We start from the raw sequence: 230 nt of genomic DNA, 5'->3' as shown, positions 1-230 counted from the left end.
CCACACCTGATTAGCGGCTGTCGCCGCATAGGTGGTGGGTACCTCATGACGATGCGGGCGCTTGGCTCGCGAGCGATGATGCTGCTGACCTGCGGCATGCAACACACGGTAAAAAGTTGCTTCAGAAGCTATGTAACGGCCCTCATCAGCCAGCTGTGGCACGATCTGGCTCGGAGGCAAATGCGCGTATGATTTGCTGTTGCACAGCGCCACGATAGCCTGACGTTCAA

1 pseudogene is annotated in these 230 nt (G+C 57.4%); it reads right to left on the bottom strand.

Annotated elements, in window-relative coordinates:
* Positions 1-230 (bottom strand): annotated as a pseudogene (locus tag RGM3321_RS00015) (helix-turn-helix domain-containing protein); the annotation flags it as partial.

The organism is Pseudomonas sp. RGM 3321 (assembly GCF_022836805.1).
GTDB lineage: Bacteria > Pseudomonadota > Gammaproteobacteria > Pseudomonadales > Pseudomonadaceae > Aquipseudomonas.
Note: the sequence above shows the minus strand (reverse complement) of the source record. Positions and strands in the feature narration are given on the sequence as shown.